Below are 25,723 nucleotides of genomic sequence, written 5' to 3' on the forward strand. Positions count from 1 at the left end.
AAGTACCGGCGCCGTCTCAGCTCGGTCGCCCTCGTCACCGCGCCGATCCGTGTCGCCTGCGTGGCTCGTGTCGCCTGTCGTCACCCGGGCCGCCTGTGGCCACCCGTGTGCCGTCCGCGGGGCGCGGCGGCCGTCGGTCAGCGCGGGGCTGCGCCACCCGCCCAGGCCGGCCATGGCTCGGCCCAGCCGGCGGAGCACGGCTCAGCCGAGTCGACCGGCCAGGCCTCCCGTGCAGCGCACCTCGTCGCCCGCCGTGATCAGCAGTGCCTCCACGTCGGGCAGGGACTCCAGCCAGCCCAGCGCCTCCCGCGAGCCCATCGCGAACGCGGCCGTGGCCCAGCAGTCCGCCCAGGTCAGCTGCGGTGTCACCACCGTCACGGCGACCAGGTCGGTCACCGCGGAGCGGCCCGTTCGCGGATCCACGATGTGGGCGCCCCGCTCCGCCGTACCGGAGGTCGCGACGGCCAGTTCGTCCGCTCCCGCCGCCGAGACCACCGCGGCGAGACCACCCGGGCGCAGCGGGTCGGACACCCCGACCCGCCACGGCCGCTCGGGCCCGGGGACACCGAGCAACTGCACGTCCCCGCCGCCGTTGACACTCACCCCGCTCACGCCCGCCGCCGCGACCAGCCGGGCGGCGCGCTCGGCGGCCCAGCCCTTCACGATGCCGGTCGGGTCGAGCCGGCCCTGGTAACGCATGCTGAACCAGCCGTCGCTCACCCGCTCCGCCTCGGCGCCCAGCTCCAGCACCTCGGCCACTTCCGGATCGCACTGCTCGACGGTCAGCTCACCGCGTACCAGCCGGGAGACCTGGCTGTCCTCGCGGTAGGTGCTGAACACCTCGTTCACCCGGTGCAGTGAGGCGATCGCCTCCTCCAGCGCCGCCCGCACCGCCTCGGGTTCCCCGCCGCGGACGTCGAAGGAGAAAACGGTCCCCATCACCTCTTCGGCGTGACGCAGCACGGCGGGGGCCGGCGCCGACTCGGCCACGGTGTCAGCCACCGGCCTGGTCCAGCGCGGACTGCAGGGACTTCTTGTAGCCCTCGCTGGTGAAGGTCGCGCTGGAGACGGTGTCGATGTCGGCGCTGCCGGCCGCGACCGCGGCCGCGTTGAGCTTCGGGATGGCCAGCTCGGTCTTCTGGTCGCTGGTGCCGCCCTTGGGGGCCTGGACGGCCTCCGCCTTGGTGATCTTCCCGCCGGCGACCGTGATCCGGACCTGGACGGCGCCGTACTGCGTCTGCGCGACGCTGCCGGTGACGGTCTTGGCCTGCGCGGCCCCCGAAGAGGCCCCCGCCTCGCCGGACCCGGACGACGAACCCGCCGTCGCCTTCGCCTTGTCCAGGGCCGACTGGAGGGACTTCTTGTAGCCCTCGCTGGTGTACGTCGCGCTGGAGACGGTGTCGATGTCGGCGCTGCCCGCCGCGACCGCGGCCGCGTTGAGCTTCGGGACGGCGAGCTCGGTCTTCTGGTCGCTGGTGCCGCCCTTGGGGGCCTGGACGGCCTCCGCCTTGGTGATCTTCCCGCCGGCGACCGTGATCCGGACCTGGACGGCGCCGTACTGCGTCTGGACCGCGTCCCCGGTGAAGGTGCCGGACGCCTGCGCGCTGCCGGAGCCCTGGGAAGCCCCGGAGCCGGCGCTCGCGTTCGCCTTGTCGATCGCCGACTGCAGGGACTTCTTGTAGCCCTCGCTGGTGTACGTGGCGCCCGAGACCGTGTCGATGTCCGGGCTCTGCTTGGCGACCACGTCGGCGTTGAGCTTGGGGACGGCCAGCGCGGTCTTCTGGTCGCTGGTGCCGCCCTTGGGCGCCTGGACCGCCTCGGCCTTGGTGATCTTGTTGTTGACGACGGTGATCCGGACCTGCACGGCCCCGTACTGCGTCTGCGCCGCGTCACCGGTCATCGTCCCCGACACGACCGCCCCGGACCCGCCCTGCGCCGCTCCCTGCGCCGCCGCGCCCGCGCCCGCCGCCTGGGCGGCGCCCGGGTCGGACGACGGCTTCAGCGACAGCAGCAGCACGATCCCGGACACGGTGGCGGCGGTGGCGAGTACGACGCGCCGAAGAGGGTGGCTCTTCCTCATCGCTTCCTGAGCTCCTGATTCCCGTTGGTGGCGAGGTTCCCGTGCGTACGGGTCGCTCACATCTCGAACGACTCGTGGTGGATGCGGCGGGCGGGAACCCCGGCGCCGCGTAGCGCCTCGTACACCCCTTGGGCGAAGCCGTTGGGTCCGCACATGAAGACGTCGTGGCTGTCGATGTCGGGGATCTTGCGCTGGAGGGACTCCGCCGAGATGTCGGGACGTTCCCCGTCGGGGCTGTTGACGGCGTACATCAGCCGCGCCCCGCGCTCGTCGGCGATCTTCGCCAGCTCGTCCCACAACGCCAGGTCCTGAGTGCTGTTGGCCCGGTAGAGAAGGGTGATGTCACCGGCCGCGCCCGGCAGCGTCTCGAACAGGGCCCGCATCGGCGTGATGCCGACCCCGCCGGCCACCAGCAGCACCTTGCCGCGGCTGCGCCGGGACGCCGTCATCGCACCGTACGGACCCTCGGCCCACACCTTGGTGCCGGGCTGCAGCTCACGCAGCGCCGCACTGTGGTCGCCGATCGCCTTGACGGTGATCCGCAGGAGGTCCGGGCGGGGGGCCGCCGACAGCGAGTACGGGTGGGAGCTGAACCGCATCCCCGGCGCCATGAACCGCCACCGGAAGAACTGCCCGGCCTCCGCGCCCATCCGGTGCAGCTTGCGTCCGCCGATCAGCACCGACACGATGCCCGGCGTCTCCTCGATGACCGCCTCGACGCGCAGCCGGTGCCGCAGGTTCAGCCGGACCGGGACGATGACGCGGTACCAGACGACCAGCGCGGTGACCGAGCCGTACAGCGCGTACCAGACGGTCTTCGCGGTCGGCTCGATCGCGAAGTCGTTCCCGGTGGTGATCTGGTGCCAGAACGTCAGGAACACGGCCGCGTACGTCATCAGATGGATGTGGTACCAGGTGTCGTACGGCATCCGGCGGCGCACCGGTCCGATCGACACCAGCCCGATGAGCAGGAACAGACCGGTGCCGATCGCCGCCTTGCCCATGTCCGGCAGCTGGTTGATGGAGTCGATCGTCTGCTGGACGATGTCCCCCAGCGTCTTGCCGGCCTGGAGCGCGTATCCCCACATGATCAGGAACACATGCGCGAAGACCAGGCAGAGCGTGTACCGGCCGCTCATCGCGTGCCAGCGAGCGACCCGGTCCGAGCCCACCCGCCGCTCGAGCGCGGGCACCCGTGCCATCTGCAGCACCACGAGCGCCATCAGGTACCCGGCGAGCAGCCCGGTGATCCGTCCCGCGTTGAGGATCTTGCTGTTGTCGTCCGCGATGTTCGGCGTGTTGGCCCACCACAGCCACAGCACACCCGCCGCGCCCGCCCATACGGCGAGCAGCAACGGGACGGCCGGGGAGCGGCGCGGGCGGATGCGGCGCATCGTCTGGCGGCGGGCGGCACGGCCGCCGGCGATCGTCGTGGTCACTGTTCCTCCGTGGATACGGACCCTTGGCCCTCAGATACGGGCCGAGGAGGCGGAGTGTTCAGCGAACCACGCAGACCGTCACCGGACGCGACCACCGGTGTCCTGCGCTCGGCGCCGCCGGCAGGTCACCCGGAGGACGTGCACGCGGACACCGGAACCAACGACGTCACCGTACGGGCGGGCAGTACGGTCCTCTTCTCGCCCTCCGTACGCAGCACCACACCGTCCGGCCCCGAGCCCAGCAGCTCCCCGCAGCGTTCCCCACCCGTCGTCACGACCCGGACCAGATGGTCGTCCGGCGCACCCGTCGTGGTCCAGACGACGACCACGGCGGCGGTCACCAGCGCCACCCCGGACACACAGCACACGGCGGCCCACCGCAGCGCACGCGTCACCCGCACGATCTCCCGCCGGGTCCAGTCGCGCAGTGCCTGCCCGGCCAGCAGCACCTGCTCACCGGGACTGCCGTGGGCGGCACGCACCGCCAGGACCGAGCCGGCCACCAGCAGCAGGAAGGCCAGCCCCACCAGGGCACCGGCGGTCTCCCGCGCCGCGTCGGGAACCTGGTCGAGGTCGTCCCGCCCCTTGAGCGTCACGAGGACGGCGACCAGCGCCGCGAGCCCGGTGAGCCCCGCCCGCCACCCCTCGGCCTGCCGCCTCAGCTCCGGGAGCTGGCTGAACTCCAGCTCCCGGGCGAGCTGCGCCCAGCGCCGGTCCGACTGGGCGCTCACCGGCCGTCCGCCGTGCTCAGCGCCGCCACCCGCCAGCTCGCCCCGCAGCCCACGAACGGCACATCGGCGGGCAGTTCGGGATGGGGGTGGCCGCACTCGCAGTAGTGCACCTCGTGCAGCAGCGCGGCCTCCTCGCTCTGCGCGGGCGCCGGTTCCGTGCGCCGCCACCGGGGGAAGAGCTCCTTGGTGCCGGTGCCGGTGCCGGCCAGCCCGTACGGGTACTCCGAGACGGTGCCCCCTCGGCAGCGCGGACAGGTCCCCTCGATCCGCAGTCCCGGCCCGCCCTCGGCGGCCCGGCGGACGAAGACGTCGCCGACGACTCCCATGTAGGTCTCCCGGTACGGCGTGCCGTGATCGTGGTCGATCCGGGGCGCCTCACTCACCCTCGTCCCCGTTCTCGTCGACGACCAGGCCGAACATCGTCGCGTACAGACGAAGTCGTTCCACGATCCACTCCTCGCTCTCGCCCGTGGCCGCGGCGGCACGGCCGATGTGACTCCGGCTCACCCGCCCTTCCAGCGCGGGCAGCATGCCGTCCAGGTTCTCGGTGAGCAGGGCCAGGTCCTGCCAGAGCGGGAGGACCTCGGGCACGGGAGGAAGCGGCCGCGGCTCCGCGCACAGCGGCAGGTACGGGGCGATGCGCTCGGCGGTGCGGGTGAGCGGCTCGCCCAGCCGACCGGCGATGCTCAGCAGGTCGAGAGCGCAGTAGGGGGCGTCCTCGCCCGTCACCCGGTGGTCGTGCCCCAGTGCGACGATGTCGTGCTCGTCGGGCACGAGGCTCCGCAGCGCCGCCAGCGCGTCCGCCGGGAGTTCGGGAACGAGAGCCCCGATCGAGCGCAGCGGGAGCAGGCGCTCGTAGGCGGCGGCCGGGTCGGACGCGAGCCGGCGAGCGTAGGCGGCCAGGCCCACGGGGGTGAGCCGGGTCCACCGGGCGGTACCGGTGGAGCCGGTGCGCTCGTCCATGGGGTAGTCGACGAGCGCGTTGATCATGCCGTCGGCGCGCTGGTCGACGAGGGCCTCGGGCAACGGCGGCATGGTCAGTCCGTACCGCTCCGCGTAGGTGTGCGCCGTCGTCCACACCTCGCGCAGTGTCTCGTTGAGGCGGTCCGCCGAGTAGAAGAGGGCGCCGAAGGTGATCTCCGCAGCGGGGTGGTCCTCTTCGTCCAGGGAGGGCTCCTTGCCCGAAAGGATGTAGCGGTCGCGCAGCGGAAGACGGCTCCAGTCGGCGACGAGTCTGATGTTCTGCGGGACCCGGACCCCGGCCGCGCGCAGGTCCGCGACCGCGGCGGACGGGCTCCACTCGCGGTCCGAGGTGGCGGCGGCTATGGACAGTGATTCCAGATCCAGCCCCTCCTCCAGGGTGCGGTCCAGGGACTGCAGGCGCCGGACCAGCATCGCCGCGTCCAGGGACGGCTCGACCCGGCCCGCCCGGGCGTCCCGCGCGTATCGGCGCTCGTACCGCAGGCCGAGCTTCTCGGCTTCCCGTGCGAGTCGTCGCTCGGCTTCCGCGAGAGATGTCTCCCGGCTCTCGGCGTAGTCCACGGTCGCCGCCCAGAGCAGCTCGCGATCACCCTCGGGAAGCCTCCTGGTGAAGAGACGGACCACTTCGTCGAGGGTCTCGTCGTCGGCGAGGAGAGCCCACGGGGCCACCGCCTCGCCCGTCGGAGCGGTCCAGCCCAGCCAGGAGAAGTCGTCCAGCCGCTGCAGCACCTCCGCCACCGGTCGTCCGGACCGCTCGGCGACGTCGCAGACGAGCAGGGGCTCGTCGGCCAGCGCCCAGGGGGTCCTGGCATGGGACCGGGGCGAGCGGTGGAAGACGCTCAGCAGGTCGTCCTGGGTGCAGACATGGTCCTGGAAGGCCGGTGGCACCTCCGGAGGGGGGGACGGCAGCAAGGGAGCGAAGCGGGCGAGCCGCTCGCCGAGCTCGCCCAACGATGCCGAGAGCTGTACCGACGCCAGCATCAGGCCACCCCAGTGGCGGGAACCGTCGCCGTCCGTCACTCCCGCTGTGTCGTCGGTCGTCAGGGCCGTCACCAGGGCACGGTCGCCGTCATCGGGCACCCACTCCATCGGCTCGGCTCCGCGGGGCCGCGGCGCGTAGCGGCGGTGCACGACCCGCAACGCCCTGCGCCGACGCTGCACCTCCTCGATGGTCATCGCGTAGGTCGCCGCGTGGGCCACCACGTCGCGCCAGGAATCCAGTGAGGTACGCACCAGGTCGGCGTCACCGGCGGCGGCGACCGGGTACCCGGCGACATCCAAGGGCCCCGGTGCGTGACGGTTGTTGCGGGGCAGCCCGAGGACCACGCCCCGCCAGGGCACGCACAGGTCCTGGCGGCCCCCCAGGCGAATGTCGCCGGTGGGAATGTGCTGGTCCAGATGGAACCAGCCCACCCGGTCGAGGTCCACGCGTTCGCCGTCCCAGTCCTGGACGTGAACGCCCTTTCCCCGCCACTGCGCGTCGAGCACCCGCGCGGCGGCCATGCTGTGCTCGTCGAGCTGCCCCAGCCAGGCCAGGGACAGCACGGGCCATGACGTGAGCTCCGCCGCTCCCTGCCGCCACAGCGTCTCGACCCACTGCGCGTCGAAGTCCTGCAACTCCTTCCGGCTCACGCTGAGTTTCCCCGCGTGCGGCCCCTTCAGGTTGACCACATGGCCGAACGGCGCCTGATCCGTCACGATGCCGTCGCACAGGATCGCGCCCGGCCCGTTCACCCACCACAACGCCCCCGGAACCGCCTCCAGGGCGTCGGTGGGGCCGGTACCGAGAGCGGGCTGGAGCACTCCCGGCTCCCAGACGTGTTCGTGTCCCGTGCCCTCCCGCGCCTCCAGCGGGAACTCGCTGACCCGGACCAGCTCCCGGAGCACCGTCACGCAGGACAGCCGCCGGTTCCTCGTGTCGTCCCGCAGGTACAGCCGCACGCGGGTGCCGCCCTCGGCGACGCCGTCGTCGGAGCCGTCGTGCTGCTGGATGCGGAAGAGACTGCCGCTGCTGGGGATCTCGACGCGGAACGCGTGCTCCGCCGGGATGCCGTCCGCACTGACCTGCCGGGTCACGATGGTCATCTCGTCGGCCAGCATGAAGTAGCTGAACACGCCGATGCCGAAACGGCTGTTGGGGTACAGCCGCAGGGACGGGTCGTGGCGCAGCCACCGCGACTGCTCCTTGCGGAACGACGCGGACCGCTCGAAGCGGCTGCCGGCCCGTGTGAAGGTCTGTTTGAGCAGCTCGGCGCTCATGCCCACACCGTTGTCCCGGCACTCCACGTACCGGCCGCGCTCGTCCCGGCCCTGGGTGAAGACGATCCGTCCGGTCCAGCCGGCCGGCCGACGGCCGGTGCTCTCCAGGTACTTCCAGCGCATCGCACGGTAGCGGCAGGCGTCCATGGCGTTCTGGTACAGCTCCCGCAGCGCCAACTGCGGTTCCCCGCCGTAGAGTTGCTCGCCCATCAGCAGGTCCCGCACCTCGGTCTGGGCGAGATGGAAGCGCAGGAGGGGGACTTCGTACGCCGGTTGCCCTCCGCTTCGTTGCGGCCGCAGATCGCGGTCGGTGACGCGGCCGGGCACGGCGGCCAGCAGTCCGGCCTCGGACTCCCGCATGCCCTCGGCCATGTCCCCGACCCGGGCGGCCAGTTGATCGGCGGTCTCGACGGTCTCCAGGAGCGCGGCGTGTACCGCCTGATGAGGGCAGGGCGCGTCCAGATGCAGGGCGGTGCCGTCGCGGTGCCAGCTCAGCTCTCGGGCGATGGCCGCCATCTGCTGCGGCAGCACCGGGTCGGAGACGGCCAGGTGCTCGGCCACGATGTCCGGAAGGTCACGGACGTCCAGCGCCATGGCCGCGGCGAGGCGGAGGAGCGCCGCCAGCGGGCGGATGCGCAGCTGCTGGTGTCCGCCGGGAAGGAGCACCTTGCGCGGTGCCCAGGCGGACAGTTCGTCGAAGGGTTCGTCCGGACCCACGGCGGATGCCGCCGCCCGCAGCAGCTCCGCGAGATCCTGCACGCGGCCGTCGGCGACACCCAGGCGGGCGGCAAGTTCCTCGGCCGGCTGCGCGGGCACGACCTCGTCGTCGGTCTGGAAGCGGTCCGCGATCCAGCGGTGCACCAGCCACATCGCGACGGCCGCGGTGTCCTGCGTGCGTCCGCGGGCCTGGCAGTCGGCCAGTTTGCGCGCCACGCGCCCGTACTGTTCGAGGATCTGCTCGTAGTGCCGCCGATGGGCGTCCGCGGGCGTACGCCGTTCGAGCCTGTCCGGATCGATCTCCGCCGCCTGGCTGAGCCGCTCGGCCCAGGCCACCTCGTGCAGGAACGGAGCGGCGACCAGGGTGACCACCTCGACGGGGGAGAGCGTCGCGCCGTCGGGGAGCAGCAGGGGCAGCCGGTCGCACAGCAGTCTGACGGGGAAGGCGTCGTCGGTCCACGGGTCCGGGTACGGCATGCGGCGCTGGGCCAGATGGACCGTGCGCGCGCACCGCTCCACGAACCCGCTCAGCGCGTCCCGCAGTTCGTCCACGTCCGCCGTCGTCCCGGGAGCCACGTGCTGCCACAACGGGGTGGTGCGAGCCGCGTCCAGCCAGGCTTCGAGGAGCGGACGGCCCTCGCAGATCTCCGTCTTCCTCGTCTCGTCCTCGGCGTGGCCGCCGTAGTGGAACCAGGGGGCCTGGGTCAGCCGGTGGCGCCAGGCCGTCTCGGTGGTTCTCGCGCATGCGGCGGCGAGCACCTCCTCGACGGTGCGGGCGGGTGTGAGCGGCCCCAGGGCGTCGGCCAGACCGCGGGCGAAGAAGCTTCCCTCGCTCGTGTAGCCGCTGCGCTCACCGGCCGAACAGCCGGCCATGACGGCGAAGCCGCCGTTCGGCGGGCCCGTGTCGACGCGGTTGGCGAACGCCTCCCCGTCGCTCGCGGTGTCCGTACGGCAGGCGTCGATGAACCACAGCACGGTCCCCGCGGCGCAGTCGCCGAGCAGCGGGTTGATGTTGACGGGCAGCAGCGAATCCAGGTAGGGCTCCCGCCAGTTCCCGTCGGCAGGGGGCACGACGTCCGCGGGTACGAGGTAGTCGGTGCGGTTGACCCGCAGGCCGTGCCCGGTGAAGTAGAGAAGGAGGGTCCCGCCCGGCGGGCAGTCCCGCGCCACCTCGTAGATCGTCGACCTGATCTGGCTGCGGCCGGCGTCGTGGAGGGTGTCCACCTGGTAGCCCGAGGCCTTGAGCGCGGTACTCAGCAGCCGCAGGTCGGCCTCGACCGGTTCGGTCAGCGGCTCCAGGGCGGTGACCGCGGGTGTGTCGCCGATGCCGATCAGCAGGGCCCTGCGTGCCGGTTCCATGTCCCCGTTCTCCTCCCCCGAGCAGGAGAACATGATGGCACCACACACCGACGGAGGGGGCCCGCAGGCTCAATACCGGGTGATCGCCGTCCGCCCGTCCGTCGTGCCGATCGCGATGTGCGGTCGCTTCCCGGGTCGGGCCCAGGTCAGCAGCCGCCGCATCGCCCCCGTCGGGACCGACACACAACCGGCGGTCGCCCCGCGCCCGTTGACGTGCAGGAAGATCCCCGCCCCGCGGCCCCGCACCGGACTGCCGTAGTTGAAGCCGATGACCAGCGCGTGCGCGTACTGGGTGCGGTAGGTGACCAGGTGCTCGGACTCGGCCGCGCGGCAGTCCGCGGGGCGCGGCTCGGTCCACCGGTTGTAGGCACGGGACTTGTTGTCCTGGCACCACCAGGAGTCCTGGCGCACCGGGCGGTAGGCGTACGACGTCCCGGGCGGCGCCGGCCGGATGCCGAAGGCGTAGGGGAGGCCGTACAGGCCCGTCGGTGTCGTGTTCGTGCCCTGTCGGCGCGAGGCGCCCTCGACCAGGCCCCTCGCGCCGAACCGGGCCGGCGTGGAACCGGCGGGTACCCACCGGCCGTTCCTGAGGTCCCACCAGGTGAGCGTGCCCGAGGTGGCACCGGCCCGTGGGGCCACGGCGGTGATCAGCTGGGTGCCGCCGCCCGTGTCCGCCATCCGCGCGGGCAGCGGCGGAGCGGCCCCGGTGCCCGGAGCGGCACCGAGCAGGCCGAGGGACGCGCAGACGAGGGCGGTGGCGACGACACGAGGGCGCATGATCAGACGCTAAGCGCGGGTGGCGGCACCGGCAGGCCGGGTGGGCCGACCGTGCGGGGTGCCGGCCCACCCGCACCGGCCGCTCAGGTCACCGGACCCAGCGGGTTGAGCTGGTCGGCCCGTCCTTCGAAGGCGTAGAGCAGCAGGTCGGTCATCTCGAAGACGTCCTGGGAGTTGCGCTCCTCGACCGGGCTGAGGAACGGACGCCAGAACGGGTCGCGCACGATGGAGTGCCGGCTGCCCTCGATGGCCCGGTGGAACACCTCGGCGACGAGGCGGCCGCCGACGCCGGTCAGCCTGCCGTCGCCCCGCACCTCGGCCTCCCGCAGGACGTAGAACCACAGCGGGGTGTGCCTGGCGACCGTTTCCGCGAGCTCGCCGGAGAGCTGCGCGCCGCCGCCCTGCGCGAAGTCGGCCGCGGTCAGCGGTTCCACGTCGACCTTGCGGTCGATGAAGTGCTCGACCAGCTGCTGTCCCGTGGCGAGCCGCAGCATCGAGGCCCGGGTGAGGTTGCGGAAGGCGAGGTTCAGCTCCTCCCGCGGGGGCTCCGGCCGGCCGCGTCCGCCGAAGGAGCCGAGCGGCAGGTCGGCGAGCGGGTCGACCAGCAGGGTGTCGATCCGCTTGGCGAGGTTGAACTGCGCCTCGGGCACGAGGAGGTCGGTCCGGTCCGGCACCGCCTCCTGGAAGGCGAACAGCCGGCGGAAGTCGGCGATCCAGTTGGTGGGCAGACGCTCGAAGTCTCCCGACTCCGGGTCCGCCGGGTCGGCGGGAGGCGGCGACAGGGTGCCACTGGTGCCGCTGAACCGGAACAGCAGCTCCAGCGTGCCCCGGCCCTGGTCGAAGACGCGGTTCCAGTTGTAGCGGCCCCGGACCATGCTGTGTCCCAGCCGGTAGGCGGCCACGGAGAACTCGATCGGCATGGTCGGCAGGTCGTGTTCGCCCGGCGAGGGCTCGAACACCCGGCGGCCGTTGTCGAACACGTCCTCGACGATCTCGGGGTCGACGATCCTGCGCAGGAAGTCGTGTCGCAGCATCCACTGGTAGTGCTTGACGACCGTCTCGCGTGCCGACTCGAAGAGGACCGCGCTCGACACGCCCTTGCCGACCAGGTCGGCCACCACCCGGTTGTGGAACCGGATGAAGGCGGCGTGGACCTGGGCGACGACCAGGTTCTCGTCGTTGCGCGGGTCCGGGATCAGCGCCCGGCGCCGTTCGGACATCAGCGAGCCCGTGCCCTGCCGGGGCAGGTCGAACCCGGTGAGGGGCCGGCCCACGACGGAGGGGTCGTTCGGTATGCCCTGGGTCGTGCCGGACTTCAGCCGGAGGCCGTCGTCCTCGTAGAACCGGCGGTCGAAGCGGTGGGCGGGCCCGAGGCCGTAGAGGGAGTCGAGGTCGAGGGCCGGGGAGCGGCCCTGGAGGAGCTGGCGCACCGTGATCTCGTCCTCCAGACGCACCGCGGTGGCGTCCAGGGTGAGGTCGTGGTCCACGAACTGGCCGAGATAGGTGAACCCCGACGGGACCCCCGGCTGGTCGGGGTGGTCCCGCTCGGGGTCCGTCATCGCCCTGGCCAGCTCGGTGCGGGCGTTCCGGTCGAGCTGCTGGGCCGGCCGGGAGCGGGGGCCCAGCCGGGAGAAGCGGAACTTGCGCAGGTCCGCCACGGTGGAGGCGGCCAGCGGCTCCACCGGACCGCCGTCCCGGGACTCGGCGAGGATGCCCTCGCCGATGACGTAGAACGAGGAGCGGACATGGCGTTTGCTCTGTGGTTCGCGTGCGGGTCGGAACATGTTTCCCCCATGTGGTCGCGCCGGCGCGAGAGCGCGCGGGCGTGAGCCACGCTAGGGGACGAGTGCGGCGGAAGGGGGAATTCCGTCAAATACCCCAAGAGGCACAAGTGTTGACTGTCTGTACAGAAAGAATATGCGCGTCAAATCGGACTCAGGGGCAACGGCAGTCCGGGCAGTCCGTCCATGCTCGTGGCGATGTGCTCCTTCTTCGCGAAGTAGGCGCTGAGCGACTCGTCGTCCTCCCGCGCGAACCGCTTGGCGTGCAGCTCGCGCTCCTCGTCGTACGTCATGAAGGGCACCGCGTACCCGCAGGTGTCCCGTACGAGTTCGGCGTGCACGACGATGATCGCGCGCAACCCGTGCGGAGTCGGGTCCAGGTCCGGGAAGCGGGCGAGGAGCTCCGGGAATCGCGGGTCGTCGCGGAAGACGGGTTCCCCGCGGCCGTGCACCCGCACGATGTTCGGCGGTCCCTGGAAGGCGCACCACATCAGGGTGATCCGGCCGTTCTCCCGCAGGTGTGCGATGGTCTCCGCGTTGGAGCCGGCGAAGTCGAGGTAGGCCACGGTGAGTTCGTCGAGAACGGCGAACGAGCCCTTGAGGCCCTTGGGGGAGAGGTTCACCGTGCCGTCGCCGGACAGCGGGGCGGTCGCGGTGAAGAAAAGGGGCTGCTCCTCGATGAACGTGCGGAGTCTGCCGTCGATGCGCTCGTAGGTCTTTCCCATGTCTAACGATTATCCGGGAAAGCCTTTCGCGTGTCTAAGGAAATAGGAAGACAGGTGGGGTGTGAACATGTCACAGCGGCCGCCCCGGCCGGCGCTTCTCGGGGCGGCCACCGTGCCTGTCACGTCACTTGTTCAACGTGCAGGCGGCCAGGGCGTCGAGGCCCTGCGGCTTGGTGCCCTTGCGGCCGATCGAGATGGCGATGCGGTCGATCGTGGAGACCCGCTTGTCCGCCAGCGGGCCGAGGATCGCGTTCTGCACGAAGTTGGCGCCACCCTGGCCGACCGTGTTCTGGAGGCGGGTGTTGGCCTCGTCGATCTGCGTCTGGAGCAGCGCCAGGTTCCGGTCCACCTCGGCCTGCGCGGTGGCGGGGATCTCCGGGAGCTGCGAGGCGACGTCCGGGCAGCTGATGGTGCCCACGCCGGCCGCGTCGGCGCCGGTGTCGTCGCCCGTCTCCGCCGCGCCGCCGTCCGCTCCTTCGGCGGCGGTCTCCTCCGCGCCGGGCGTGGCCTCGGCCTCGTCGCCCGCGGCGTCGCCGCCGGCGTCCGCACCGGTGTCCGCGACGCCGCCCGCGTCGAGGGCGCACGGTGCGAGCGCGTCGAGGCCCTGCGGCTTCGTGCCCTGGCGGCCGATCGAGATGGCGATGCGGTCGATCGTGGAGACCCGCTTGCCCTCCAGTGGGCCGAGGATCGCGTTCTGTACGAAGTTCGCCCCGCCCTGGCCCACGGTGTCGACCAGCCGCTTGTTGGCCTCTGCGATCTGCGTCTGCAGCAGGGCCAGGTTGCGGTCGACCTCGGCCTGCGCGGAGGCCGGGATCGCGGGAAGCTGGGAGGCCACGTCCGGGCACGAGATGGTGCCGGGGCTGGCGAGCGTCTTGGCGTTGGTCGAGCCGCTGCTCTTGGACGACTCCCCGGCGAGGGCGGAGTTGACGACGACCGCGCCGGACAGTGCCAGAGCGGCGGCCGCGCCGATGACGACCACGCGACGCTTGTTGTACTTCGGAAGAGCCCTGGACATGCGGATGCCTCACTTGGGTCAGGAGTGGGTGTACAAACGCGGCGCCGGCGTTCAGTCGTGAGTACGGGTAAGCGGTTGCTGTTGTTCAAACTCCCTTCAAAAAGTTCTCGGGATCGGGAACCGGGTGGCCGCCTCGAGTGGAATTGACGAATCATGCAGAGCACTGCATACTCATGCATGACGTGGAGCGCAGTGGTGAGGAGCAACGCAAGTGAGCAGCAACAGCGGTGACGTAAGGCTCTGGGGCGGCCGTTTCGCCGACGGTCCCGCCGAGGCACTGGCGAAGCTGTCCGCCTCCGTCCACTTCGACTGGCGCCTCGCGCCCTACGACATCGCCGGTTCGCGTGCCCACGCGCGCGTGCTGCACAAGGCGGGCCTGCTCACCGAGGACGAGCTGACCCGGATGATCGACGGCCTCGACCGGCTCGAGGCGGACGTCGCCGACGGTTCCTTCGTGGGCACCATCGCCGACGAGGACGTCCACACCGCCCTGGAGCGCGGCCTCCTGGAACGCCTCGGCGCCGACCTGGGCGGCAAGCTGCGCGCGGGCCGCTCCCGCAACGACCAGGTCGCCACCCTCTTCCGGATGTACCTGCGCGACCACGCCCGGATCCTCGGCGGCCTGATCGCCGAGCTCCAGGACGCCCTGATCGGCCTGGCGGAGGCCCACCCGGACGTGGCGATGCCCGGCCGCACCCACCTCCAGCACGCCCAGCCGGTGCTCTTCGCCCACCATGTCCTCGCCCATGTGCAGTCGCTGTCCCGGGACGCGGAACGCCTGCGTCAGTGGGACGACCGCACCGCCGTGTCGCCGTACGGCTCCGGCGCCCTGGCGGGTTCCTCCCTCGGCCTGGACCCGGAGGCGGTGGCCGAGGACCTCGGCTTCGAGCGCGGCAGCGTCGGCAACTCCATCGACGGCACGGCGTCCCGCGACTTCGTCGCCGAGTTCGCCTTCATCACCGCGATGATCGGCGTGAACCTCTCCCGGATCTCCGAGGAGATCATCATCTGGAACACGAAGGAGTTCTCCTTCGTGACGCTGCACGACGCGTTCTCCACGGGCTCGTCGATCATGCCGCAGAAGAAGAACCCCGACATCGCGGAGCTGGCGCGCGGCAAGTCGGGCCGCCTGATCGGCAACCTGACCGGTCTCATGGCGACCCTCAAGGCCCTCCCGCTCGCCTACAACCGTGACCTCCAGGAGGACAAGGAGCCGGTCTTCGACTCCTGCGACCAGCTCGAGGTCCTGCTCCCCGCCTTCACCGGCATGGTCGCCACCCTCACCGTCCATCGCGAGCGCATGGAGGAGCTGGCCCCGGCCGGGTTCTCGCTCGCCACCGACATCGCCGAGTGGCTGGTCAAGCAGGGCGTGCCGTTCCGGGTCGCGCACGAGGTCGCCGGCGAGTGCGTCAAGGTCGCCGAGGCCGACGGCAAGGAGCTCGACGGCCTCACCGACGAGCAGTTCGCGAAGATCTCCGCCCACCTCACCCCCGAGGTGCGCTCCGTCCTCAACGTCCCCGGCGCCCTCGCCTCCCGCGACGGCCGTGGCGGTACGGCGCCCAGCGCGGTGGCGATCCAGCTCGCGGAGGTGAAGGCGGACGTGGCGGCCCAGCACGCGTGGGCAACGGCCAAGGACAAGCGCTGAGGGCGGCGCTCTGAGGGGTGCGGGGACTGCGTGACAGGCCACGCACCACCCGCACCCGCCGACGAGCCGTACCTCCCGAGCTCCGAGGCGCCCCGCACTCACCGAAGGTCACGACGGGCTACGTTGGTCGCAAGCCGTACCGCAGCCGACCAACGGAGCCCGCGATGCCCTTCGCCCGACTGGCCACAGCGACGACCCCCACCTGCCACCTCGGACTGGGCCTCGCCGCAGTCGGCCGCCCCGGCTACATCAACCTCGGCCGGGAAACCGACCTCGGAGCGGACCGCAGCGTCGAATCGCTGCGCGCCCGCACCCACGAACTCCTCGACGCCGCCTATGCCCAGGGCGTCCGCTACTTCGACGTGGCCCGCTCCTACGGCCGTTCCGAGGAGTTCCTCGCCGACTGGCTCAAGGCCAGGCCCGACGCGGACGACATCGTGGTGGGCAGCAAGTGGGGCTACACCTACACCGCCGACTGGACCACGGACGCGGAGCGGCACGAGGTCAAGGACCACGGGCTCCCGACGTACGAACGGCAGCGCGCCGAGACGGCGGAACTGCTCGGCGACCGGCTCGACCTCTACCAGATCCACTCGGTGACCCCGGACAGTCCCGCCCTCACCGACAAGGAACTCCACGCGAAGCTGGCCGAGTCCGCCGCGCAGGGTCTCACCGTCGGCTTCTCCACCAGCGGCCCCGCGCAGGCCGACGCCATCCGCGCCGCCCTCGCCGTGACGGTCGACGGCGAGCCCCTCTTCCGTACCGTCCAGTCGACGTACAACGCGCTGGAGACCTCGGCCGGTCCCGCCCTCGCCGAGGCCCATGACGCCGGACTCACGGTGATCGTGAAGGAGGGCATGGCCAACGGTCGCCTCGCCCAGCCGCATGCGCCGGACGCCCTGAAGGCCGTGGCGGCACAGACGTCGCTCGGCTGCGACGCGGTCGCCCTCGCGCTGATCCTGCGGCAGCCCTGGGCCGGCGTCGTCCTCTCCGGCGCGGCGACCGCCACCCAGCTCGCCTCCAACCTGCACGCGGCGGTCGTGGACCTCGACGACGATCAGGTGGACCGGCTGGCCGGGCTGGCGGAGGAGCCGGGAGCCTACTGGGAGCGGCGCGGCAGCCTGCCCTGGCACTGAGGCACCCGCCGGACCGTCCGGCCCCGGCAGTGAGCACGCCCGAGTGGCTCACGCACGCCCAGGATGAGACATCAGTGTCTCATCTGGGTTAGTCTTGTCTCATGGCTGTCGATCGTGATCAAGTGCTGCGCGGAGCCGCGGCCCTGCTGACCCGCAAATCCACGGCGACGATGGACGAGGTGGCCAAGGCGGCCGGGATCAGCCGGGCCACACTGCACCGTCACTTCGCCGGCCGCGACGCGCTGGTGCGGGCCCTGGAGGCCCTCGGCATCGCGGAGTGCGAGACCGCTCTGGACGCGGCGCGGCTGGACGAGGGCCCCGGGCCCGACGCCGTACGCCGGCTCATCCGGGAGATCGAACCGGCAGCCGGCCTGCTCGCCTTCCTCTACACCGAGAACCAGCTGTTCGAGGGCGAGGAACTGAACCACGGCTGGACCCGGATAGACGACCGGATCTCGGACCTCTTCCGGCGCGGACAACTGAGCGGCGAGTTCCGCATCGACCTCACGCCCGCCTGGCTCACCGAGGCGCTGTTCGGCCTGCTGGCCTCCGGCGCCTGGATGGTGCAGAGCGGCAAGGGCGCCCCCAAGGACTTCCAGCACATGATCGCCGAGCTGCTGCTCGGCGGCGCGCTGAGACCACCCCCGGCACAGACCCCGGACACCCGCGGCCCGGACACCTCGGGCCCGGACACCCGCGGCCCGGACACCTCGGGCCCGGACACCCCCGGCCCGGAAACCCGCACTCAGGCACCCCGCGGCCCAGCGACACAGAACCCCGCATCACGGAACCCCGCACCCCGGAGTTCGGCATCACGGATAGAGGAATCATGACCAGCACCCTGCGGCCGGCGACCACGAACGGGGCGGTGAAGCGTCCGGACCGTTGGCTCGCGCTCTCCGTCCTCGTGCTCGCCGTGCTGCTGGTGGCCGTCGACGCGACCGTCCTCGGTCTCGCGACCCCGTACATCAGCGAGGACCTCGAGCCCTCCGGCACCCAGCTCCTCTGGATCGGCGACGTCTACTCCTTCGTCATCGCCGGTCTGCTCGTCTCGATGGGCAGCCTCGGCGACCGCATCGGCCGCAAGCGGATCCTGCTCATGGGCGCCACCGCGTTCGGGCTGATATCGGTCCTCAACGCCTACGCGACGACCCCGGAGACGATGATCGCGGCCCGGGCCCTGCTCGGCGTGGCCGGCGCGACCCTGATGCCCGCCACCCTCGCCCTGATCCGCAACCTGTTCCACGACCCGCGCGAGCGCAGCCTCGCGGTCGGCATCTGGGGCGCGACCGCCTCCGCGGGTACCGCGGTCGGTCCCATCGTGGGCGGCTTCCTCCTCGAACACTTCTGGTGGGGCTCGGTCTTCCTCATCAACCTGCCCGTGATGGTCGTCCTGGTCGTCGTCGGCATCAGGACGCTTCCCGAGTCCCGCACCCCGAACCCGGGCCCGTGGGACCTGCCCAGCGTGCTGCTGTCCCTGGTCGGCATGATCGGCATCGTCTACGCCGTCAAGGAGGCCGCCACGCACGGCTTCACCGGGATCTCGCTCGGCACGGGTCTGTTGGGCGCGGCCGCGCTCTACGGCTTCGTCCGCCGCCAGCTGACCCTGCCGGCTCCCCTGCTGGACATGCGCCTGTTCCGCAACCGCGGCTTCAGCGGCGCGGTCCTGGCCGACCTGCTGACCATCCTGGGCCTGTCCGGCCTGGTGTTCTTCCTCTCCCAGTACCTCCAGCTGGTCCAGGGCAGGCGCCCGTTGGAGGCGGGTCTGGCCGAACTGCCCGCCGCCGTCGGCGCGGTGGTGGCCGGCCTGATCGCGGGCCGGGCGGCCCGCCGCCTCTCGGTACGGGCCGTGGTCTCCGGCGGTCTCGCGGCGATCGGCCTCGCGCTGGCCGCTCTGACGACGATCGGCCAGTCCACGGCCTACCCCGTGCTGGGCGCCGCTCTGCTGCTGGTCGGCGTGGGAGCGGGTTTCTCCTTCACGGTGACCGCCGACGTCATCCTGGGCTCCGTGCCCAAGGACCAGGCCGGAGCGGCGTCCGCGGTGTCCGAGACGGCGTACGAACTCGGCGCGGCCCTCGGTATCGCGGTACTCGGCTCGATCGTGACCGGCGTGTACAGGGGCTTCGCGGCCCCGGCGGGCACGCCGGAAGGGGCGCACGAATCACTGGGCGGCGCGGTGGAGGCGGCGGGGCACATGTCGCCGGCCGCGGCCGAGGAGATGCTGTCGTCGGCCCGCGAGGCGTTCGTCGACGGCCTGACCGTGGCGTCCGGAGCGGGCGCGGCGGTCCTGCTGGCGACAGCGGTGGCGGCGTGGTTCCTGCTCAGGGGACAGCACCTGGAAAACGCCGGGTAGAGGTCTACAGCCAGGGGCGCGGGGAACACCCCACGCGTCACCGGGCAAGCCCCGCAACCTCGGCGACGCGGGGAGTGGATCCCACGCGTCACCGGGCAAGTCCCCCAACCTCGGGGGCGCGGGGAACTGCGCGACGAGCCACGGCGCACCCGCACCGGAAAACGGCCCCCGGCCCCCGCTCCGCCGGAGGCGTTACGCGGCTTTCGCCTTGGTGGCGTACATGTCCACGTACTCCTGCCCCGACAACCGCATGACCTCGGTCATCACCGAGTCCGTCACGGCCCGCAGCACGTACCGGTCCCGGTCCATCCCGTCGTACCGGGAGAACTCCATCGCCTCGCCGAACCGGACGGTGACCCGCCCCGGCCGGGGCATCCCCGCTCCGCCCGGCTGCAATTTGTCCGTGCCGATCATCGCGAAGGGAACGACCGGCGCCCCGGTCATCAGCGTCAGGCGGGCGATACCGGTCCGCCCCCGGTACAGCCGGCCGTCGGGCGACCGGGTGCCTTCGGGGTAGATGCCGAAGACCTTCCCCTCCTCCAGCACCCGCCGCCCGGTCATCAGCGCCGCCACGCCGCCGCGGCCGCCGTCGCGGTCCACCGGGATCATGCCGACCCCGGTGAAGAACCAGGCCATGAACCGGCCCTTGAGGCTCTTGCCGGTGACGTACTCGTCCTTGCCGATGAAGAAGACCTGCCGGTCGCACACGAGCGGAAGGATCATCGAGTCGATGAACGTGAGGTGGTTGCCTGCCAGGATGACGGGGCCGTCGCCAGGGATGTGCTCCGCGCCCTCGACCCGGGGGCGGAACATCAGGCGCATGACCGGTCCGAGTACTGCCTTGATGAGCACGAAGCGGGACAACGAGCCCTCCGATGTCAAGGGAAAACGGTATGAGTCTGTGCAGGTGAGGACGATACTCGCGGCGCCGGGGGTGACGCACATCGGGTCACCCAGGTCTTACGCACTGTTGACGTACGTTTACCTGGACGGCGGCATCGTCGCCTCCCTGTCATCTGCCCGGAACGCGGTGAACTACCGCGGGAACCGGCCGGACGGCCGTACGGCACATGCCATCCCCCGTCACCCGCGTGTTGGGACCGAGGTCTCCCGACGGTCATGTCCACGCCCCTACGATCGGGCCGCACGGACGAGCCGACGGCAGGAGGCCCCTCATGGGAACGCAGGGCACGCAGGAGTCGAACCAACAGGCGGGCGCGGGCGGAACCGGACGGCGGGCGCTTCTCGGCGCCGCCGTGCTCGGTGCCACCGGAACGGTCCTCGGCCTGTCGGGCACGGCGAGAGCCGCCGACTCGTCCCGCGCCGGCAAGGGCCTGAAGAGCCTGCCCGTGCCGACGATCATCGGTCATCGCGGCGCCAGCGGATACCGGCCCGAGCACACCTTCGGCTCGTACCAGCTCGCCCTCGACCTGGGTGCCGACATCGTGGAGGCGGGGGACCTCGTCCCCACCAGGGACGGCCACCTGGTGTGCCGTCACGAGCCGGAGATCGGCGGGACCACGGACGTCGCCGACCATCCGGAGTTCGCCGGCCGCAAGACCACGAAGGTCCTCGACGGCGTCTCCACGACCGGCTGGTTCACCGAGGACTTCACCCTCGCCGAGCTGAAGACCCTGCGCGCCGTCGAGCGCATCCCGGCGAACCGCCCGCACAACACGCTCTACGACGGCCGCTGGGAGATCCCCACCTTCGAGGAAGTCCTGAAGTGGCAGGACGAGCAGACCCGCAAGCGCGGCAGGCAGGTCTGGATCTACCCCGAGACCAAGCACCCCACCTACTTCCGCAAGCTGGGCCTGGGTCTGGAGGAGCGGGTCGCCAAGCTGCTGCACAAGTACGGCAAGGACCGCAAGAACTCGCCGGTCATCGTGCAGTCCTTCGAGCCGAGCAGCATCCAGCGCCTGAACAAGCTGGTCGACAACCCCCTCGTGGTGCTGCTGTCCGGCGCGAGCTCGCGCCCCTGGGACTTCGTCGAGGCGGGTGACCCGCGCACGGTCGCCGACCTGGTCACCCGGGCGGGCCTCCGGGAGATCGCGGGCTACGCCCAGGGCATCGGACCGACCCTCGACCTGGTGATCCCGAAGGACGCCGCCGGCAACCTCACCACCCCGACCACGCTGGTGAAGGACGCCCACGCGGTCGGCCTGGTGCTGCACCCGTACACCATGCGCAACGAGAACCCCTTCCTGCCCACCAGCTTCCGCAAGGGCACGGACGCGGACGCCTACGGTGATTCCTTCGGCGCGTTCCGCACCTACTTCGCGACCGGCATCGACGGTGTCTTCACGGACAACCCGGACACCGGACTGCTGGCCCGCGCGGACTTCGTCAACGGCTGAGTCCCCGTTGGAGTGACAGTCGGCCGCCCGGGCAACCAGCCGCCCGGGCGGCCGCATCGTGTGGCATATGACGCACGACCTGCTCACCACCCTGCGCCCGCTGCTCACCGCGGAGGCCTCCGCCGAGGCCCATGCCACCGGGACCGAACCCGGCGACCTGGAACAGGCGGTCTGGCTCCGCCTGCTGGAGCACCTCGCCACCGACGGCCCGCCCCCCGACCCTCACGGCTGGCTGCGCAGGGCCGTCCGCGCCGAGGTCCGCCGCACCCGTCGTACGACCCGCCGCGAGCAGCCGTACGACAGCGACCCCGCCGACGACCTCGACCGCGGGCCCGAGCAGCTCGCCCTCGCCGCCGCCCGGCACCGCGCCCTGCGCGAGGCCGTGCACCGGTTGCCCGGCCGCTGCTCCCGCCTCCTCCAGGCACTTCTGTCGCCCCGGGACCTCACCTACCGGGAGATCGCGGGGGAGTTGGGTATCTCACAGGGCAGTCTCGGACCGGAACGTTCCAGATGTCTGGGATGTCTTCGGCGTTTGCTGGCGCCGGAGGTTGCGGCCCGCGAAGTGCGGGGATAGGAGTGAAGGACCACAGGCGATCAGGTGAGCGGGAGGCGTGCGCACATGGGCATGAGCGTGACCATCTCGGAGGCGACCGAGCAGGACGCCGAGCAGATCTTCAGATTGCAGTACCTGTGCTTCCAGAGTGAAGCCGCGCTGTATGCCAACTACCGCATCGCCCCGCTGGTCCAGAGCCTCGACTCGGTCCGGCAGGAACTCGCCGCCGACTGCGTCTTCGTGGCCCGCCTGGGCGACGAGGTGGTCGGCTCCGTACGAGGCGGTCTCACCGAGGACGGCGCCGCCGCCATCGGCAAGCTCTGCGTCCACCCGCGCCTCCAGGGCCACGGCATCGGCGCGCGGCTGCTCCGCGCGGCCGAGGGAGCGCTGGCCGAGGAGCGCGGCGCCAAGAAGTTCCGCCTCTTCACCGGCCATCGCAGCGAGGGCAACCTCCGCCTCTACCGCCGGGTCGGCTACGAGACGGTCGGCACCTCGCAGGGCGCGGACGGCGTCATGATGATCGTCCTGGAGAAGCAGGCCGGGGAGTACGCGGCTACGGCGTAGGGCGCGGAGCGGTGCGGGACTTCCGCAGCCAGTACAGGGCGGACAGCGGCAGCAACACGGGGATGAACACGTACCCCATCCCGTACTTCGACCACACGGTCGAGTCCGGGAAGGCCGACGGCTCGACCAGCGTCCAGGTGCCGACGATCAGCACCCCCGCCAGCTCGGCGGCGCAGCACACCTGCGCCGCCCTGCGGGCGGTCTCGCCGCCCCGCACCAGCGAGTACGTGATGAATCCGTACACCACGCCCGCCAGGGCCGAGAGTGCGTAGGCAAGCGGTGCCCGGTCGAACTCGGTCGCGATCTGGTACGCCGACCGCGACACCGCCCCGACCACCATCACGCCGTAGAACCACACCAGGAGGATCCCGGGCCCGCTGATGAGCCGCTCCGGCTCGTCGTCCACCGCCGCCATCTCAGCCTCCCCAGATGTCGTAGAGCCGCACTTCGAGCACGGCGAGCACCACCGCGCCCGCGGCGGCGGTCACCGAACCCCAGCGGGTGCGCTCGGACAGTGACATGAGCCCCGCCGCCGGAACGCACGCGAGCGCCCCCAGCAGATACGCCACGAAGATCGTCGTACCCTGCTCCGGCTTCTCGCCCCGCGTCAGCTGGACGATCCCGACCGCCAGCTGGATCACGGCCAGCAAGGAGACCACGGCCATCCCGATGAGATGCCAGTCCTTAGTCGGCTGGTCACGGTAGGCGGCCCAGCCGCACCAGGCGGCGAGCAGCAACGCGGCGACGCCGGTCACCAGCGTCAGGGCATCAAGCATGCTGTGACCCTATTACGGCGTATCCGGCGTCCCGGACTCGGCCCCGTGGCCCGGTGCCGAGTCCGGGAGGACGTGCCCGAACGCCGTCTGCCCGCCGTCCGGAGACCGTGGCGTTGGCCACAGCGCACCGGGGCCGCGGGCTCGACGCGACCATCGGACGAAGGGCCGGTCCGCCTTGGCGGAGCTGGTCACGGTCAGGGGAGTGGAGACCTTCGGGCGTGGCCGGAGCGGATCCGTACACCGTCCACGGCTGTCCGGCATGCGGACAGCGGGGTCTCGGTCAGGACCGTACGTCTGCTTTACTGATGCTCATGACCACTACGAGCAGCCGCACCCTTGCGACCGAGGCGACCATGACGCCCGGTGCTCGTTGTATGTGTCGAATGTGCGCCTTCTAGAGGGCCCCCGCACCACCCCCGAGCTCGCGCCCCGAAGCGAGACGCCGTGGCATGTCCGTGCGCCGCAAGTCCGCCGTACATGACGTAGCCGCGCCCCGCGCACATGTTTCTCCCCGGTTCCCCGCCACAGCGAGAGCCGTGTCGCGTCCCTGACAGCCTGCACCCGTGCGCCCGGGCACACCCACGCCCGCGCACTCGACAGTGACGGAATTCCACGTGATCACCACCACGGGCCTCACGAAGGTCTACCGCTCGCGCGGCCGTGAGGTCACCGCCCTCGACGGCGTCGACCTCCACGTCCGCGAAGGCGAGGTGTACGGCGTCATCGGCCAGTCCGGCGCCGGCAAGTCCTCGCTCATCCGCTGCATCAACCTCCTGGAGCGCCCCACCGCCGGCACGGTCACCGTCGCCGGACAGGACCTCACCGCGCTCGCCGGGCGCGGACCCCGGGCCGGCAAGGAGCTGCGGCAGGCGCGCAGCCGGATCGGCATGGTCTTCCAGCACTTCAACCTGCTGTCCTCACGAACCGTGCAGGACAACGTCGAACTGCCCCTGGAGATCCTCGGCATATCGGGACAGGAACGTTCCCGCAAGGCGCTGGAGCTGCTCGACCTGGTCGGTCTCGCAGACAAGGCGAAGTCCTTCCCGGCCCAGCTCTCCGGCGGTCAGAAGCAGCGCGTCGGCATCGCCCGCGCCCTCGCCGGCGACCCCAAGGTGCTGCTCTCCGACGAGGCCACCAGTGCCCTCGACCCGGAGACCACCCGCTCCATCCTCCAGCTGCTGCGCGACCTGAACCGGCAGCTGGGCCTGACCGTCCTGCTCATCACGCACGAGATGGACGTGGTGAAGTCGATCTGCGACTCCGCCGCGCTGATGGAGAACGGCCGCGTCGTCGAGTCCGGCACGGTCGGCGAGCTGCTCGCGACCCCGGGCTCCGAGCTGGCCGGCGCGCTCTTCCCGGTCGGCGGCGACGCCACCGGCGAGGACCGCACGGTCGTCGACGTCACCTTCCACGGCGAGGCCGCCACCCGGCCCGTCATCTCCCGGCTGTCGCGTACCTACAACATCGACATCTCGATCCTCGGCGCCGCCATCGACACCGTCGGCGGGCTCCAGGTCGGCCGCATGCGCATCGAACTGCCCGGCCGCTACGAGGACAACGTGGTGCCGATCGGCTTCCTGCGCGAACAGGGCCTCCAGATCGACATCGTCGACCACACGGCGGACACCGCCGACGCGGCCCAGGAGCCCGCGCTGCTGAAGGAAGGTGCCAAGTGACCTGGTCCGAGATGCAGCCCCTGCTGTCCCAGGCGTGTTGGGACACCCTCTACATGGTCGGCTGGTCCACGCTCATCGCCGTCGTCGGCGGTCTCCCGCTCGGTGTCCTGCTGGTCCTCACCGACCGGGGCGGCCTGTTGCAGAACCTGGCCGCCAACAAGGTGATCGGGCAGGTCGTGAACATCGCCCGCTCGCTGCCGTTCATCATCCTGATGGTCGCGCTGATGAACTTCACCCGCACGATCACCGGGACGACCATCGGCCGCGAGGCCGCGATCGTGCCGCTCGCCATCGGGGCCATCCCGTTCTTCGCGCGCCTGGTCGAGACGGCCGTCCGCGAAGTGGACGGCGGACTCGTCGAGGCCGTGCAGGCGATGGGCGGCAACACCTGGACGATCGTGCGCAAGGTCCTCGTGCCGGAGTCCCTGCCCTCGCTCATCGCGAGCACCACGACCACGATCGTCGCCCTGATCGGCTACTCCGCCATGGCCGGCACGGTCGGCGCGGGCGGCCTCGGCGACATCGCCATCCGCTACGGCTACCAGCGTTTCGAGACCGAGCTGATGTGGATCACGGTGGCGATCCTCGCCGTCGTCATCTCGCTCATCCAGTTCGCCGGCGACTACGCCGCCCGCTCCCTGCACCGCCGCGGCGGCAGCTCGGGCGCCGCGCCCAGGCTCCGGCTCCTGAAGGCCAAGGAGCCGGCCGCCGCGGACATCGGCAAGGTCGCCTGAGCCCACCCAGGGCCGCTCCCCATGATCCCCCGCACACCCCACGCGGGTCGCTACACCCTCAGGAA

General features: G+C 71.4%; 21 protein-coding genes and 1 pseudogene. 9 read left to right on the forward strand and 13 right to left on the reverse strand.

Features of this window, described 5'->3' with window-relative positions; translation table 11 throughout:
* Window positions 1-201: 201 nt before the first annotated feature.
* The 10 genes from OHU34_RS34135 to OHU34_RS34180 all read right to left on the reverse strand — a co-directional run bounded on the left by OHU34_RS34135 (window position 202) and on the right by OHU34_RS34180 (window position 13,864).
* Window positions 202-1,002 carry an FAD:protein FMN transferase gene (locus OHU34_RS34135; protein WP_230196428.1) on the reverse strand — a complete coding sequence of 267 codons (801 nt, stop codon included), beginning with the start codon at window positions 1,000-1,002 and terminating at the stop codon, window positions 202-204.
* A complete protein-coding gene (locus tag OHU34_RS34140; protein WP_142269427.1) occupies window positions 995-2,080 on the reverse strand; it encodes an FMN-binding protein in 1,086 nt (361 codons plus the stop codon). Before OHU34_RS34140 ends, OHU34_RS34135 begins: the two co-directional genes overlap by 8 nt.
* A 56-nt stretch (window positions 2,081-2,136) precedes the next feature.
* Window positions 2,137-3,519 (reverse strand): ferric reductase-like transmembrane domain-containing protein, encoded by a 1,383-nt coding sequence (locus OHU34_RS34145; protein WP_020128765.1) that lies wholly within the window; start codon window positions 3,517-3,519, stop codon window positions 2,137-2,139.
* A gap of 125 nt (window positions 3,520-3,644) precedes the next feature.
* On the reverse strand, window positions 3,645-4,250 hold the full coding sequence (locus OHU34_RS34150; protein ID WP_142269426.1) for a hypothetical protein: 606 nt from the start codon (window positions 4,248-4,250) through the stop codon (window positions 3,645-3,647).
* Window positions 4,247-4,633 carry a hypothetical protein gene (locus OHU34_RS34155; protein WP_405769976.1) on the reverse strand — a complete coding sequence of 129 codons (387 nt, stop codon included), beginning with the start codon at window positions 4,631-4,633 and terminating at the stop codon, window positions 4,247-4,249. The genes OHU34_RS34150 and OHU34_RS34155 overlap by 4 nt, the downstream gene beginning before the upstream one ends.
* Window positions 4,626-9,566 carry a caspase family protein gene (locus tag OHU34_RS34160; protein ID WP_405769978.1) on the reverse strand — a complete coding sequence of 1,647 codons (4,941 nt, stop codon included), beginning with the start codon at window positions 9,564-9,566 and terminating at the stop codon, window positions 4,626-4,628. The genes OHU34_RS34155 and OHU34_RS34160 overlap by 8 nt, the downstream gene beginning before the upstream one ends.
* Before the next feature lie 69 nt (window positions 9,567-9,635).
* Complete coding sequence (locus OHU34_RS34165) at window positions 9,636-10,343, reverse strand: L,D-transpeptidase (RefSeq protein ID WP_142269423.1); 708 nt, start codon at window positions 10,341-10,343, stop codon at window positions 9,636-9,638.
* Window positions 10,344-10,426: 83 nt separating this feature from the next.
* Entirely contained in the window at window positions 10,427-12,127 is a 1,701-nt protein-coding gene (locus OHU34_RS34170; protein ID WP_405769980.1) for a peroxidase family protein, read from the reverse strand.
* Between the two features lie 140 nt (window positions 12,128-12,267).
* Complete coding sequence (locus OHU34_RS34175) at window positions 12,268-12,849, reverse strand: pyridoxamine 5'-phosphate oxidase family protein (protein WP_142269421.1); 582 nt, start codon at window positions 12,847-12,849, stop codon at window positions 12,268-12,270.
* 124 nt (window positions 12,850-12,973) lie between these two features.
* Window positions 12,974-13,864 carry a hypothetical protein gene (locus OHU34_RS34180; RefSeq protein WP_405769984.1) on the reverse strand — a complete coding sequence of 297 codons (891 nt, stop codon included), beginning with the start codon at window positions 13,862-13,864 and terminating at the stop codon, window positions 12,974-12,976.
* 211 nt (window positions 13,865-14,075) lie between these two features.
* Here OHU34_RS34180 and argH point away from each other — a divergent pair, with 211 nt between their 5' ends.
* The 4 genes and pseudogenes from argH (at window position 14,076) to OHU34_RS34200 (ending at window position 18,998) form a co-directional block, all read left to right on the forward strand.
* Window positions 14,076-15,509, forward strand: a complete 1,434-nt coding sequence (gene argH, locus OHU34_RS34185; protein ID WP_142269419.1) for an argininosuccinate lyase — start codon at window positions 14,076-14,078, stop codon at window positions 15,507-15,509.
* 164 nt (window positions 15,510-15,673) lie between these two features.
* Entirely contained in the window at window positions 15,674-16,645 is a 972-nt protein-coding gene (locus tag OHU34_RS34190) for an aldo/keto reductase (RefSeq protein ID WP_142269418.1), read from the forward strand.
* A gap of 101 nt (window positions 16,646-16,746) precedes the next feature.
* Window positions 16,747-17,283, forward strand: a pseudogene (locus tag OHU34_RS34195) (TetR/AcrR family transcriptional regulator); the annotation flags it as partial.
* A gap of 191 nt (window positions 17,284-17,474) precedes the next feature.
* On the forward strand, window positions 17,475-18,998 hold the full coding sequence (locus OHU34_RS34200) for an MFS transporter (protein ID WP_230196431.1): 1,524 nt from the start codon (window positions 17,475-17,477) through the stop codon (window positions 18,996-18,998).
* A gap of 192 nt (window positions 18,999-19,190) precedes the next feature.
* Here the strand turns inward: OHU34_RS34200 and OHU34_RS34205 are convergent, their stop codons facing one another.
* Entirely contained in the window at window positions 19,191-19,862 is a 672-nt protein-coding gene (locus OHU34_RS34205) for a 1-acyl-sn-glycerol-3-phosphate acyltransferase (protein WP_142269965.1), read from the reverse strand.
* Between the two features lie 311 nt (window positions 19,863-20,173).
* On the opposite strand from OHU34_RS34205, the gene OHU34_RS34210 reads away from it, so the two are divergent.
* The 3 genes from OHU34_RS34210 (at window position 20,174) to OHU34_RS34220 (ending at window position 22,472) form a co-directional block, all read left to right on the forward strand.
* Entirely contained in the window at window positions 20,174-21,355 is a 1,182-nt protein-coding gene (locus OHU34_RS34210; protein ID WP_142269416.1) for a glycerophosphodiester phosphodiesterase, read from the forward strand.
* A 67-nt stretch (window positions 21,356-21,422) separates the two neighbouring features.
* Entirely contained in the window at window positions 21,423-21,929 is a 507-nt protein-coding gene (locus OHU34_RS34215; protein ID WP_142269415.1) for a sigma-70 family RNA polymerase sigma factor, read from the forward strand.
* 45 nt (window positions 21,930-21,974) lie between these two features.
* Entirely contained in the window at window positions 21,975-22,472 is a 498-nt protein-coding gene (locus OHU34_RS34220) for a GNAT family N-acetyltransferase (protein WP_142269414.1), read from the forward strand.
* Here OHU34_RS34220 and OHU34_RS34225 read toward each other — a convergent pair.
* On the reverse strand, window positions 22,462-22,887 hold the full coding sequence (locus tag OHU34_RS34225; protein WP_142269413.1) for a hypothetical protein: 426 nt from the start codon (window positions 22,885-22,887) through the stop codon (window positions 22,462-22,464). The two genes, OHU34_RS34220 and OHU34_RS34225, sit on opposite strands and share 11 nt — an antisense overlap.
* 1 nt (window position 22,888) lies before the next feature.
* Window positions 22,889-23,248 carry a hypothetical protein gene (locus tag OHU34_RS34230; protein ID WP_142269412.1) on the reverse strand — a complete coding sequence of 120 codons (360 nt, stop codon included), beginning with the start codon at window positions 23,246-23,248 and terminating at the stop codon, window positions 22,889-22,891.
* A gap of 614 nt (window positions 23,249-23,862) precedes the next feature.
* Here OHU34_RS34230 and OHU34_RS34235 point away from each other — a divergent pair.
* Together OHU34_RS34235 and OHU34_RS34240 are read left to right on the forward strand one after the other, a co-directional pair.
* Window positions 23,863-24,924 carry a methionine ABC transporter ATP-binding protein gene (locus OHU34_RS34235; protein ID WP_142269411.1) on the forward strand — a complete coding sequence of 354 codons (1,062 nt, stop codon included), beginning with the start codon at window positions 23,863-23,865 and terminating at the stop codon, window positions 24,922-24,924.
* Complete coding sequence (locus tag OHU34_RS34240) at window positions 24,921-25,658, forward strand: methionine ABC transporter permease (RefSeq protein WP_142269410.1); 738 nt, start codon at window positions 24,921-24,923, stop codon at window positions 25,656-25,658. Before OHU34_RS34235 ends, OHU34_RS34240 begins: the two co-directional genes overlap by 4 nt.
* Window positions 25,659-25,723 lie beyond the last annotated feature (65 nt).

Source organism: Streptomyces sp. NBC_00080 (assembly GCF_045041255.1).
GTDB lineage: Bacteria > Actinomycetota > Actinomycetes > Streptomycetales > Streptomycetaceae > Streptomyces > Streptomyces coriariae.